Origin of the sequence: Bordetella sp. 02P26C-1, from assembly GCF_009763255.1 — a bacterium.
In the GTDB taxonomy this organism is placed as follows: domain Bacteria; phylum Pseudomonadota; class Gammaproteobacteria; order Burkholderiales; family Burkholderiaceae_B; genus Bordetella_A.
Genome location: NZ_WSJB01000010.1, coordinates 151,291 through 164,657, shown reverse-complemented (window position 1 = coordinate 164,657; position 13,367 = coordinate 151,291). Strand labels below are relative to the sequence as shown.

General features: G+C 61.8%; 11 protein-coding genes. 5 read left to right on the top strand and 6 right to left on the bottom strand.

The annotated features are described in order from the left end of the window. Positions 1-121: 121 nt before the first annotated feature. From GOQ28_RS06435 to GOQ28_RS06415, 5 genes are all read right to left on the bottom strand, one after another. Entirely contained in the window at positions 122-1,648 is a 1,527-nt protein-coding gene (locus GOQ28_RS06435; RefSeq protein ID WP_160355859.1) for a 3-hydroxyacyl-CoA dehydrogenase, read from the bottom strand. A 144-nt stretch (positions 1,649-1,792) separates the two neighbouring features. Beyond that, positions 1,793-3,019 carry a CaiB/BaiF CoA transferase family protein gene (locus GOQ28_RS06430; RefSeq protein WP_160348982.1) on the bottom strand — a complete coding sequence of 409 codons (1,227 nt, stop codon included), beginning with the start codon at positions 3,017-3,019 and terminating at the stop codon, positions 1,793-1,795. A gap of 164 nt (positions 3,020-3,183) precedes the next feature. Beyond that, complete coding sequence (locus GOQ28_RS06425) at positions 3,184-4,332, bottom strand: acyl-CoA dehydrogenase family protein (RefSeq protein ID WP_160348983.1); 1,149 nt, start codon at positions 4,330-4,332, stop codon at positions 3,184-3,186. 59 nt (positions 4,333-4,391) lie between these two features. Next, positions 4,392-5,015 (bottom strand): TetR/AcrR family transcriptional regulator, encoded by a 624-nt coding sequence (locus GOQ28_RS06420; RefSeq protein ID WP_160348984.1) that lies wholly within the window; start codon positions 5,013-5,015, stop codon positions 4,392-4,394. A 196-nt stretch (positions 5,016-5,211) separates the two neighbouring features. After that, positions 5,212-6,045, bottom strand: a complete 834-nt coding sequence (locus GOQ28_RS06415) for an enoyl-CoA hydratase/isomerase family protein (RefSeq protein ID WP_160355858.1) — start codon at positions 6,043-6,045, stop codon at positions 5,212-5,214. A 119-nt stretch (positions 6,046-6,164) separates the two neighbouring features. Here GOQ28_RS06415 and GOQ28_RS06410 point away from each other — a divergent pair, with 119 nt between their 5' ends. From GOQ28_RS06410 to GOQ28_RS06400, 3 genes are all read left to right on the top strand, one after another. Further along, positions 6,165-7,055: an NAD(P)H-hydrate dehydratase gene (locus GOQ28_RS06410; protein WP_160355857.1), complete on the top strand. Its 891-nt coding sequence runs from the start codon at positions 6,165-6,167 to the stop codon at positions 7,053-7,055. 96 nt (positions 7,056-7,151) lie between these two features. After that, entirely contained in the window at positions 7,152-7,385 is a 234-nt protein-coding gene (locus tag GOQ28_RS06405) for a hypothetical protein (protein ID WP_160348987.1), read from the top strand. Between the two features lie 394 nt (positions 7,386-7,779). Then, positions 7,780-9,405, top strand: a complete 1,626-nt coding sequence (locus GOQ28_RS06400) for an ABC transporter substrate-binding protein (RefSeq protein WP_160355856.1) — start codon at positions 7,780-7,782, stop codon at positions 9,403-9,405. A gap of 54 nt (positions 9,406-9,459) precedes the next feature. Here the strand turns inward: GOQ28_RS06400 and GOQ28_RS06395 are convergent, their stop codons facing one another. Then, a complete protein-coding gene (locus GOQ28_RS06395; RefSeq protein ID WP_202109640.1) occupies positions 9,460-10,341 on the bottom strand; it encodes a LysR substrate-binding domain-containing protein in 882 nt (293 codons plus the stop codon). Positions 10,342-10,652: 311 nt separating this feature from the next. Between GOQ28_RS06395 and GOQ28_RS06390 the strand changes: the two genes are divergently transcribed. Both GOQ28_RS06390 and GOQ28_RS06385 read left to right on the top strand, forming a co-directional pair. Beyond that, positions 10,653-11,624: a succinylglutamate desuccinylase/aspartoacylase domain-containing protein gene (locus GOQ28_RS06390; protein ID WP_160355854.1), complete on the top strand. Its 972-nt coding sequence runs from the start codon at positions 10,653-10,655 to the stop codon at positions 11,622-11,624. 35 nt (positions 11,625-11,659) lie between these two features. Further along, the gene (locus tag GOQ28_RS06385; protein WP_160355853.1) at positions 11,660-13,273 is read left to right on the top strand and encodes an ABC transporter substrate-binding protein; all 1,614 of its coding nucleotides are present in this window, start codon (positions 11,660-11,662) and stop codon (positions 13,271-13,273) included. The last annotated feature ends 94 nt before the right edge of the window (positions 13,274-13,367 follow it).

Below are 13,367 nucleotides of genomic sequence, written 5' to 3'. Positions count from 1 at the left end.
CGGAGCCGGTCGCGGGGCATAGCCAGGATTGCGGTGCAGCCCCCTTTCTTATGCCTCCAAAAAAAAATACCGCCGGACATGCCGGCGGTATTGTCGTGAGCGGCGTGTGCGCCTGGCGCGTTTACGCGGATGGCTCTGCCAACAGCGACAGGCCAAGCTGCACGCGGCGCTGCAACCACAGGCTCGGGCGATAGCGCATATCGCCGGTCACGCGTTGCAGATTGCGCAAGATCTCCAAAATGCGCTCGCCCCCTAATGCATTGCCCATGGCCAAGGGGCCCGCGGGATAGCCCAGGCCCAAGGTCACGGCGCGATCGATGTCAGACGGCGTCGCGATGCCTTGTTGCGCGATTTCCGCGGCAACGTTGACGATTGCCGCCACCATGCGTTGTGCGACAAAACCCGCGGAGTCCTGAATTACGGTGATCGGCGCGCCATCACCGGCGAGCAGGGCGTGCGCTGCGTCGCGCCATTCGGCCTGCGTTGCGGGTGAAAGCATCAAAGTGCGACGCTTGCCCGGCGCAAAAGCATGCAAGGTGTCCAAACCCACGGTACGCGTAGCATCCAGGCCTTGTGCATAGACACTGCTGGAGACGTCTTCGCCGAAAGGCGTGACGATGATGAGCGCGTCGGCGGGTGGCGTGGCGCCTTCGACCACGCTTGCGTTCAACGTGCGCAGCAGTTGCGTCGCGCGCGCATGGCCTTCTGCGTGAGCCGGACTAACCCATACCTGCAAGCCAGCTTTCGCGGCGGGTACAGCGGGCTCCGCGGGCGTTTGCTTTTGGCCTTCCGGATAGGCATAGAAGCCCTCACCGGATTTGCGACCCAACAGGCCACCAGCCAGGCGCACGGCGGTGATGGGCGAAGGACGGAAGCGCGGCTCGTCATAGAACTGCTGATAAATGGACTCCATCACCGGGTGCGAAACGTCTAACGCGGTGAGGTCCAGCAGCTCGAACGGACCCATGCGGAAACCCGCTTGCTCGCGCATGATGGCATCGATCTGTGCAAAAGACGCCACCGACTCCTGCGCCACGCGCAGGCCTTCGATATTCATGCCGCGACCGGCATGATTGACGATAAAGCCCGGCATGTCCTTGGCGCGCACGGGCGTGTGGCCCATGCGGCGCGCCAGGGCCGCGAGCGTGTCGCCCACTGCCGGGTCACTACGCAGGCCGTCGATGACTTCGACGACCTTCATCAATGCAACAGGGTTAAAGAAATGGAATCCCGCGACACGCTGCGGGCGCTCGCATGCCGCAGCGATCGCGGTGATAGACAGAGATGATGTGTTAGACGCCAGTATGCAGTCCGGACCCACAATGCCTTCGAGCTGCTTGAACAGATCGCGCTTGATGTCCAGGCGTTCAATGATGGCTTCCACCACTAGCTGTGCGTCGGCGAGGTCCTGCAGACTCGCGGCCGGCACAACACGCGCAAGCGCCGAATCGGCGTCGGCAGCGCTGAGCTTGCCTTTTTGCGCGAGCTTGTCCCAAAGTTGGCGCAACGATTCGCGCGCGGCGGCGACGGCGTCAGCGTTGGTATCGTAGAGGCGCACTTGCAGACCAGCCTGCGCGGCGATCTGCGCAATGCCGCGGCCCATGGCGCCAGCGCCGACAACGGCTAGGGTTTGGATATCGGCTGTCATCACATCTTCTCCATGTTTTTTGCTTTGTCTGTTCCTTGAGCGAATCCACGAGATGGCGAACCACTCGATAACGATTGAGGGCCGTTATTGCTGCCCTACGGTACCTTAGCGTTTCGCCATCCACGCAGTAACGTCGCTCGCGGATTATTTGCCGGCCGATAAGGCCTCGATCTCAGCGTCCGTCAGACCGAGACGCTGCGATAGCACCTCGCGCGTATGTTCGCCGAGCAAGGGTGCCGGACGGCGGTACTGCACGGGGCTATCCGAAAACTTCAACGGACTGGCGGCAATCGGCGCCTTGCCCGCTGTGGGGTGCGGTAATTCACGGCGCATTTGGCGGGCCAGCACATGCGGGTCCTGGTAGACCTGATCGAGCGTATTGATGGGGCCCGCGGGTACGCCCGCCGCCTCCAGTTCGGCCAGCCAGTGATCGCGCGCACCTTCGGCCATGCGGGCGGCCAGAATCGGCACCAGCTCATTGCGGTTCTTGACGCGCGCAGGGTTCGTCGAGAACCGCGGGTCTTGCGCGAGCTCGGGCATGCCGATGACACGGCAATAGTTGCGGAACTGGCTGTCATTACCGACCGCGACGATCAAGTGGCCATCCGACGAGGCGAATACCTGATACGGCACGAGGTTCTGGTGCGCATTACCCGCGCGGCGTGGTGCCACGCCCGAGGTCATGTAGTTCAGGTTCTGGTTGGCCAGCATCGCGACCTGGCAATCCAGCAGCGCCATGTCGATATGCTGTCCCAGACCACTGCGGCTGCGTTCATGCAAGGCGGCCAGAATTCCAACAGTGGAATACATGCCGGTCATCAGGTCCGCCACCGCGACACCCGCTTTTTGCGGACCGCCGCCGGGCAGATCGTCGCGCTCGCCGGTGATGCTCATCAAGCCGCCCATGGCCTGAATCATGAAGTCGTAGCCCGGACGGCTGGCATACGGGCCCGTCTGACCAAAGCCCGTGATCGAGCAATAGATCAAGCCAGGGTTTTCCGCTTTGAGGCTTTCGTAGTCCAGACCGTACTTGCGCAGTCCGCCTACCTTGAAGTTCTCAACGAAGATATCGCTTTGGCGCGCCAGCTGACGCACGACTTCCGCGCCGCGCGGCGTGGCGATGTCGAGCGCGACCGAATACTTGTTGCGGTTGGCGCTGAGGTAGTAGGCCGCCTCGGTCGTGTCGGCCCCGTTCTCATCCTTGAGATACGGAGGCCCCCAGGCGCGGGTGTCATCGCCCGTGCCGGGACGTTCGATTTTGATGACTTCAGCACCGAGATCTGCGAGATTCTGGGTGCACCAGGGGCCGGCCAGGACGCGCGTCAGGTCCAGAACGCGTATGCCGGTCAAGGGAGCGGGTCGTTGTGACATGGTCAAAGTGAGACAGTGTGCGTGAGCAAAAGATCAGGAGAACTTTGGGATATTAGCCCTAGCCGCAAGCGAGGCGTCGTTTGATTTGCGCACGTGATTGTGCGCGTTTCGCACATGACGCCTCGATACATGCCGGTCAGGCGCACTCACCGGCATGACGGCGATCAGGAGTACGCCTTGATCGTTTCGCGCGCGATCACGAGCTGCTGGATCTGCGAGGTGCCCTCGAAGATGCGGAACAGACGCACGTCGCGGTAGAAGCGTTCAACCGCGTATTCAGAGATATAGCCGGCGCCGCCGTGAATTTGAACAGCACGGTCGGCCACACGGCCCACCATTTCGGTGACGTACAGCTTGCAGCAGGCGGCTTCGAGCGTGGTGTTTTCACCGCGATCGCGTTTGCGCGCGGCGTCCAGCACCATGCAGCGCGCCGCGTACAACTCGGCCTGGCTGTCGGCGATCATGGCTTGGATGAGCTGGAATTCGGAAATGGGCTGGCCGAACTGTTTGCGTTGCGTGGCGTATTGAACGGCATCACGAATCAGACGTTCGGCGATGCCCACGCACAGCGCCGAGATGTGCAGGCGGCCCTTGTCGAGCACGCGCATCGCGGTGCGGAAACCATTGCCTTCCTCGCCGCCCAGAAGCGCGGATGCCGGCACACGGCAGTTTTCGAAAATCACGTCGCAGGTCAACGCACCGGCCTGGCCCATCTTCTTATCGGGCTTGCCCAGCGTCACGCCCGGCGTGCCGGCTTCGACCAGGAAGCACGAAATCGAAGAGGCCTTGCGTTCCGGCGCCGTGCGAGCCATCACGGAGAACAATCCGGCGATGGGGGCATTGGTGATATAGCGCTTGGTGCCGTTGATGATGTAGTGGTCGCCATCGCGAACCGCGGTGGTGCGCAGCGCCATCGCGTCGGACCCGGCGTCGGGTTCGGTCAGCGCGAACGAACCGATCAGCTCGCCGCTGGCCAGCTTGGGCAGATAGCGGCTGCGTTGTTCGTCGGTGCCGGCCAGCACGATGGATTGCGAGCCGATGCCGATGTTGGTGCCGGCCAGCGAGCGGAAAGCTGGCGAGGTCTGACCCAGCTCGAACACCACGCGCACCTCTTCTTCCATCGTCAGGCCCAGGCCGCCATAGTCGGGCGAGATGGACAGACCGAACAAGCCCAGGTCACGCATTTCGGCGACGATGTCTTCGGGGATTTCACCGGTATGTGCGAGTGCGTCCTCGGCGGGCACCAGCCGTTCGGTGACAAAGCGGCGGACCGCATCAAGCAGCAAAGTGAGGGTTTCGGTATCGAGAGCCATGGGGCACCTGTCTAGCGGCAAAGAGTTTAAGAAACGGGCGTTTGAGCGGGGCGTGAGACCTATTTGACGCTCATGCCCCCAATGAGTAAATCGAAATAGGTCGCTGCAATCGCCTCGGCGCTTTGCGGACCGTCAGGGCGGTACCAACGCGCCATCCAATTCAGCATGGACAGCACGGCGCGACCGGTGGCCACCACATCGACCGGGCGGAATTCGCCCTGCGCGATGCCCTCGGCGATGATGGCGCGCAAAAGCTGTTCGTATTCGTCACGCAGCCGCGCGGCATCCTTGCGATCGCCCACGCCCATGCCGGAATATCCGATCAGCATGGTGACGAAGTGCGCATGGTGACTTTCAAAATACCGTGCATGCGCGAGCATGAAAGCACGCAGGCGTTGCGGCGCCGATGAGGCCTGGGACACCGCCTCGGAAACGGTCTGCGTCAAACCGGCCAGCACGTCCACAATAATGGCGTCGTAGATGGCCTGCTTAGTCGGGAAGTAGTGATAGATGGCTGCCTTGGAAACGCCCAGCGCAGCCGACAGGTCCGCGATCGAGCTGTTTTCATAACCGCAACGGGCAAACAGAAACGCCGCCGCATCCAGAATGCGCTCGCGCGGCGCTGCCATCGTGGGCGGGCGACCCGCACGCGGACGCTTGGCAGGGGAGATATCAGCGGACATGAAAAGATTCTGTGAGGGCTTCGCGCAACGTGGAGGCGACAGCAAAATTAAATACCGGACGACCGGTTAATAATTATAGGCAGCGCAACCGCGTGAATGCAAGCGCGTTACGTCCGCGGCGCAGAGGGAGTTTGCTACGGGGACTTTCCGAGCCGGAAGAGGTGCCGGTACGGCGCCCCCAACCAGCGCGGTGCGGTTAGAAAGGTGACCCCGGCGGAAACTGCGGCGCGCGCCGTTCCCGCAACGACTGGATGCCTTCTCGCACATCCGGACCGGAGAAACCTAGGAATTCCAATGCCAAGGATGCGTCGAAGCTGGGGCCAGCCAAGCGCAGCCAATTGTTCAACGCATATTTGGTCCAGCGTATTGCCGTTTGCGAACCCCGGGCGAGCTTGCCGGCCACTTCGAAGGCACGCGGGATAAGGTCTGCTTCGTCCACGCACAACGACACCAACCCGATGCGCTCGGCTTCCTCGCCCGTGACGGTTTCGCACAAGAGCAGGTAATACTTGGCCTTGGCCATGCCACACAATAAAGGCCAGATAATCGCGGCGTGATCCCCCGCCGCGACGCCCAGGCGGGTATGACCGTCGATGATCCTGGCATCGCGCGACGCGATCGAAATATCGGCCAGCAACCCCGCGACCAGACCCGCGCCCACGGCCGCGCCATGCATGGCAGAGACGATCGGCTTATTGCAGTTGATCACGTTGTAGACGAGATCGCGGGCTTCGCGCCAGACGCGTGCACGCACGTCGAAGTCATCCGCCATTTGCCCGACCAGATCCAGATCACCGCCACCGGAAAAGCCTTTACCTTCGCCACGAAGCACCACCACGCGGGTATGCGGATCCGTGTCCACATCGCGCCAGATATCGGCGAGCTCACGGTGTAGATTCGCGTCTGCCGTGGAAAGCTTACCCGGCACGCCGCCTCGCGGCCCCATGATGATTTCAAGAACGCCTTCGGGATGGCGGCGCAATTTCAGGGCCTGATAACGGGCGTAATGATCCAGCGAGGTGTCGGTCATGAAAGATGGCTCCGCGAGAGAGTAGCTGACTTGCTGGCACTATATAGTGGATAGTTGCGTGATTGTTGCCTTTATGGGGTTCGTCCGCGCGAGCCCTTCGCCGCCACAGGATTGACCACATGTTTGACGCTTCCCCGACCGAGCCCCCATTAGCAGCCACGGCCGATATCCATCCGACAGCCATCCGGCCGCAAGAACTGCCCGCGCTGTTCGCGAAACGCCCCACCGATTCGCATAAGGGCACCTTTGGCACAGTTGCCATCGTAGGCGGCGGCCCGGGCATGGTGGGGGCGGTTCTGCTGGCCGGGCGTGCGGCATTGAAAAGCGGCGCAGGCAAAGTCCTGGTCGGCTTCGCGAGTGCCGAATGCCCCGTTCCCTATGATGCGATGCAACCCGAGCTGATGTTGCGGGCGGCCACGGCGTTGTTTGACGGCTCGGTGCCCATCGATGTCTGGGTCGCGGGCTGCGGCTTGGGAACGACGGCCCAGGCAAAGCAGACCTTGCAGACGCTGCTCAGCGTCCGCGGAAACAGCCCCCTCGTCCTGGATGCGGATGGGCTAAACCAACTCGCGACCGGGCAACTTCACGGCTGGGAATCCGGCCCGTTGATATTGACGCCCCATCCCGCCGAAGCGGCGCGTTTGCTGGGCTGTACACCGCGCGAGATCCAAGCCAATCGCCAGCACGCCGCCCGGGCACTGGCGAACCGTTTCGGTGCCTGGGTCGTGCTAAAGGGCGCGGGCAGCCTCGTTTGCGAGCCGTCCGGACGGTGCTGGATCAATCATAGCGGCAACCCGGGGCTGGCCACGGCCGGCACCGGCGACGTATTGGCGGGTTTATTGGGCAGTCTGCTCGCCCAGGACGTGCCGCTCGAGCAAGCCGTCCCAGGCGCGGTCTGGCTTCATGGCGCCGCAGCCGACAAGCTGGTCGCCGCTGGTACCGGCCCGATCGGGCTGACAGCCGGGGAACTGGCGGATGCCATACGTGAGTTGCGAAACCACCACGGTTAAAAGGGGTTACAACTTATCCACAGGTTTATGTTGCACTGCACTTAGGGTTATCCCTATAATGGTTTACCCCATGACGAAACGGACTGGAGAAACACCATGACTGGAATGACCTTGAACGCTAATGCCCGCCTGACCGATGCACTCGAACGCGACTTGTTGCGCGAAGCGATGCAAACCGAAAAGAACACCAACCTGCTTGCCATGCTGAAGCAAGCTGGCACCGCAGTTGCCGGCGCCGTGATGGCCGTCGTTGACTACATCGACGAAGTGCACGACGCCATGAACCGCGCCCGCGCCGCCAGCGCCCACTACACCGGCTCGCAGTGGTAATCAGCCGGGTAGCGATCGCCTCGCGCTGAAAAGCGCCTGGCGATCCGGCCTGCCCGCTGACCCCCGGCCCCGCCGGCGACCACGCAGGAGTTTTCGCACGCGTGCCACGAGATGTGGCGATGCAGTCCGCTGAACTAAGCTCTTGTTTTGTCGTCTCCGGGCCCGAGATAGGCTGGCGCGAGTGTCGCGATGGCAGGCTTCCCAAAGCGCCGCACCCAATCGGGTCGCGGCGCTTTTTTTCGCCTTTTTCCCGGCCGGGGAACGGCCACTAGAGAGTGATGCGAATTGACAACGCGTGAAAGCGGTCCCGATAATCGGCCCCTTGCAATGGGTAACATTGCGCTCGGCGCCCCGTCGAACGCGTGTCAGCCATTTGCCGATTGGAGCTCTCTCAATGAAAATCCGTAATTCCCTGGCCCTGATGCTGGCCAGCGCGGGCCTCGCGGCCGCGCCGGCCGTACTGGCCCAATCTCTGACGATCGCGTTGTCGTCCGAGCCCACCTCCGCCGACCCGCACTATCACAAGCAAACCCAGAACGATGCGTTCGCAGCGCACGTCTATGACTCGCTGATCAATCGCAACGCCAACATGGAACTGGTTCCGGGGCTGGCGACGTCGTGGAAGAACCTCGACGACAACACCTGGGAATTGAAGCTGCGCGAAGGCGTGAAGTTCTCGAACGGAGAGCCCTTTACCTCGCAAGACGTGCTGTTCTCGATCTGCCGTACGCTGAATAACGAAACCAACGTTTCGCAGTCGTACATGACGCTGACCAAGCTGTTGAGCGACGTGCAAACGCCCGACGATCACACGGTCATCTTGAAGACCTCCGAGCCCCTGCCGCTGATGCCGGCCGAACTGGCCCGCCAGTTGCCCATCATCTGGAATGGCATCGTCGAGCACGGCCCGCTGAAGTTCGCGCCTAAAGAAGGCTGCGGCGTCACCGGCGCATGGCCGACCGTGGTGGATTTCAACAACGGCAAGGACGCCATCGGCACCGGGCCTTTCACGCTGAAGTCGTACGTCAAGGGCACGGGCATCGAGCTCGAGCGCAACGAAAACTACTGGGGCGAAAAGCCGGCATGGAAGACGGTGAAGTTCGTGCCGGTGCCCAACGCCGGCCCGCGTCTGACCGGCCTGCTCTCGGGTGACTTCGATGTGATCGAAAACCCGGCCGCACGTGACCTGCCACGCCTGAAAGACAACGACAAGTTCGAATACGTGGCCACGCCCTCGACCCGCCTGATTTTCTTCCAACCGGACGTAGGTCGTAACCCCAGCCCGTTCGTCAAGAGCGCCGACGGCAAGAACCCGCTGCAAGACGTGCGTGTGCGTAAAGCGATCAGCATGGCGATCGATCGCAAGACCATCAACCAGCGCATCATGGACGGTCTGGCCACGCCGGCAAATCAGTTCATGCCCGAAGGCATGTTCGGCGCTCTGCCGAATGCGCCCGAGCTGAAGTACGACCCGGAAGGCGCGAAGAAGCTGCTGGCCGAAGCCGGCTACCCCAACGGCTTCGAACTGACGATTTCGTCGACCAACAACCGTTACGTGAACGACGGGCAGGTGGCACAAGCGGTCGCGCAGTACCTGTCGCGCATTGGCATCAAGACCAACGTCGATGCGATGACCGGCTCGATCTATTTCCCCAAGCGCGCCAAGCGTGAGTTCAGCTTCTCGATGGGTGGCTGGCCCTCGGAAACGGGCGAAGCCTCGGCACTGTTCCAACTGTGGGTGGCATCGCTGGATTCCGCGCGCAGCCTGGGCACCAGCAACTACGGCGGTTTCTCCAACCCCGAGTTCGACAAGGTCTACGAAGAGGCCATCGTGACCGTGGATCCGGAAAAACGTAAGCCGCTGCTGGAAAAAGCCACGCAGATCGCGCTGGACAATATGCCGCTGATTCCGCTGCATTTCGAAAGCAGCATCTGGGCATACCGTAAGGGTCTGCAGTACGAAGGCCGTCGCGACCAGTACACGCTGGCGACCTCTGTGAAACCCACGGACGCGAAGTAAACCGGACTAGTTCCGTGTGAGGCCGGGGGCAACGTAGGGCATGCAAAGCATGCGCTACGTTGCCCCCGCCTCCATTTTGTCGATGCCAGCTTTCAGGTAATCGATAAAGCGCATCACGCTTTCGGGTAACAGACGCCCTTCCATTGTCTGGATTTGCAGATTGCGGGATTGCAGTTCGGGACTGGCAATGGGAATCGCGACCATGCCTTCCTCCTCCAGACGCCAGGCGACCGAGATATAGCCGGCGAACATGATGGCGTCGGAATGCCGCACAAAACCGTGCAGAGCCGGAGAATAGTTCGCTACCAGCGCGGCGTTCAATTCAAGTCCCTCCAGCGCACAGGTGCGATTGAGCAATCGGCGCGCGGTGCTGTTGTCGTCCGTTAAAGCCAGCGGATACGGAAGCACGTCCTTCACATCGAGCGAACTGCGTGTCGCCAGCGGGTGATCGGAGCGCATCACCGCGTAGACGGGTGCGCGCCAGGAATGCAGGACTTTCACGCCTTGCACCGGATCGACGTTAAAGGACACGCTGACGTCGATATCGCCGCGGGCGATCGCGCGCGCCGCCTCCGGCGGGGTGACGACATGCAGCGAAAAGCGCGTCCCCGGAAAGCGTGCTCGGAACTCCACCATCACGACCGGCAAGAAACCCTGGGCTGCGCCCTCGGAGGCGCCGACGCGGATTTCGTCCTGCGGTTTGCCCTGCAGCGCAGAAATCTGGCGCAGCACTTCATCGGATTCAAGCTGGGTACGGCGCGCGTGCGCCAGCAGCAAATGCCCGGCTTCGCTAAGCACCATGCCGCGCGGCGCGCGCTCGAATAGCGCGGCCCCGACCTCGTCTTCCAAGGCGGAGATCTGCCGGCTGATGGCCGACACCGCTACGTGCAGGCGCTTGGACGCGCCACTCAGACTGCCGGCCTGAGCTACCTCCATAAAGTATTTCAACGCTATGCCTTGCACGGATCTGGCTCCCTTTTATTCGTGGGCAGGGGGCCGCATTTGGGCAGGCACCCTCGGTCGGCTTTGCCAAAAAAGCAAAGCCCGTCCCAAATATTCTAATTGTTAAGAAAGGTATGTGGCTCCTAGAATCCGCTTTTCACAGTGCAATTCGCGCCGTGCCACGAGGCGTGGCCAGACGAATTCCTGTTGAAACAGCCTGTGAGCGTCACGGGACTGTGCATCAAGTCCGGTGAAACCGCCGCCATTTGCTGGGCGACCTTCGTTTTTTTATCCACCGAGCCTCTATGTCAGCGACTGAATCCCCTGCCGTGTTACGCCCATTCGAACTTGCCTGTCCCGATCTCTCGGCCGAGCGAGCGGGCAATACCGATACCGTCGGCGTCTGGCACTTCGATTCGGGTGCGCCGGGCAAACGCGTGATGCTCACGGCCTTGATCCACGGCAATGAGTTGTGCGGCGCGTGGGCGTTGAAGACATTTCTGGCGAGCGGGCTGCGCCCCCGCCGAGGCTCGCTGACCTTGGCCTTCTGTAATCTGGCCGCGTTCGACCGGTTCGATCCTAAATCGTATATCGCGTCGCGCTTTGTCGATGAGGACATGAACCGCGTCTGGAGCGACGACAAACTGTCGGACCCCAGCTCGCAAGAGCGCCGTCGGGCCGCCGAGTTGCTGCCCTGGCTGAAACAAGCTGATTGGCTGCTGGATTTTCACTCGATGAGCAATTCGGATGTGCCGTTGCAGCTGACAGGGGTGCAGCCGCGTAATATCGAATTCGCCTTGCAGTTGGGCACGCCCGCCAACATCATCGCCGACGCCGGCCATGCCGCCGGTGTACGGATGCGCGACTATGGACGTTTTGGCGAGGCCGGTGAAAACGGCACGCGCTCGCTCTTGATCGAGTGTGGCTTTCATGGAGCGCCCGAAGCGCGCGATGTGGCGCTGGATCAGATGGCCCGTTTCCTGATCGCTGCCGACACCATGGATCGCGAAGACATACCGGCAGCGTGGTTCGCGCCCGATGCCCCGGCTCAGGAAGCCCTGCGCGTCACCGAGGCCATCGCCGCCAAAAGCGCCAATGTGCGTTTTGCGCAGCCCTGGCGTGGCCTGGAAAAACTGCCGCAAGCCGGCACGCTGCTGGGGTGGAATGACGAAGAACCGTTTTATACCCCGTACGACAACTGTGTATTAATCATGCCGTCCCTGGCGAATGTCCGTCCCGGCGTGACCGTGATGCGGCTTGCCCAACCGATTGGTTGACCTCCCTTCAATCTCACCGTCTCAGAGCCTTCACTATGATCGTCTCTCGCCTACGTTATGCCGCTTTGGCCACGCTGCTCAGCGCCGCCGCGGGCGCTCACGCGCAACCGTTGACCATTGCATTGGCCTCCGAACCGACCGCTATGGACCCGCATTACCATCAGGCGACGCCCAATAATGCGATGACGGCGCACATCTTCGAGACTCTGGTCGCGCAAGATGCCAAGATGAGCCTGATTCCGGGCCTGGCCTCGTCGTGGAAGACGCTGGACGACAATACCTGGGAATTCAAGCTGCAAGACGGCGTGAAGTTCTCCAACGGCGAGCCGTTGACGCCGCAGGATGTGGTCTTCACGTTTTGCCGCGCGATGAACAATCCGGAGTCGATCGCCGGATCGTATGCGTCGGTGGTCAAGAAGTTCGCCGATGTGCAAACGCCCGATGACAAGACGATCGTCATCAGGACGCATAAGCCCTATCCGCTGCTGCCCAACGATCTGACGCGCATGGCGATTCTCTGGAGCGGCATCGTCGAGCACGGACCGATCAGCTTCGATCTGGAAAAGCAGTGCGGCGTGACGGGCGCGTGGCCCAAGGTGGTCGATTTCAACCACGGCAAGGTCACCATCGGCACGGGTCCCTTTAAGCTGAAGTCGTATGTGAAAGGCACCGGCATCGAGCTGGAGCGCAATGATTTGTACTGGGGTGAAAAGCCCGAGTGGACGCAGGTGAAGTTCGTGCCGGTACCCAACGCCGGCCCGCGCCTGACCGGCCTGCTGGCGGGCGATTTCGACGTGGTCGAAAGCCCGGCCGCGCGCGATGTGCAGCGCATCAAGAACACCCCGGGATACGGCTATGTGGTCACGCCCTCGGTGCGCGTGATCTACTTCCAATTTGATGTGGGTCGCGAGAACAGCCCGCTGGTGAAGGCCGAAGATGGCAAGAACCCGCTGCAAGACGTGCGTGTGCGGCGCGCGATCAGCATGGCGATCGATCGCCAGACCATTGTGGATCGCATCATGGACGGCATGGCCATGCCGGCGAATCAGTTCCTGCCAGACGGCATGTTCGGCACGCTGCCGAATCCGCCTAAGCTGACCTATGATCCCGAAGGGGCCAAGAAGCTCTTGGCCGAAGCGGGCTATCCGAATGGCTTCGAGCTGACGCTGTCCTCTACCAATGATCGCTACATCAACGATGGGCAAATCACCCAAGCCGTGGCGCAGTATCTGTCACGCGTAGGCATCAAGGCGAAGGTGGATGCCATGACGCGTTCGGTGTATTTCCCCAAGCGCGCCAAGCTGGAATTCAGCGTCCCCATGGGCGGCTGGTCGTCGGAAACGGGTGAGGCGTCGTCGTTCCTGCAGTATTGGGTGACCTCGTTCGCGCCGGAACTCGGCATGGGCACCAGCAACTATGGGCGCTATTCGAACCCCGAGCTGGACAAGGTCTTCCGTGAAGCGGTCACCACCGTTGACGATGCAAAACGGGCCGCGCTGCTGCAGCAGGCCCTGAGGATGACGCTCGAAGACTTGCCCAGCATCCCGCTGCATTTTGAAAGCAGCATCTGGGCGTTCCGCAAAGGATTGACGTACGAAGGGCGCGCTGACCAGTACACTCTGGCCACGTCCGTGAAATCCGCTAAATGAGCAAGTTGGTATAGTGCGGGCCTCACCGATGGTGCCGCGCCCTTGCGGCCTGCACCATCGCATGGGCGGAGTTACCCGGCGCCGCAGCAGCGCG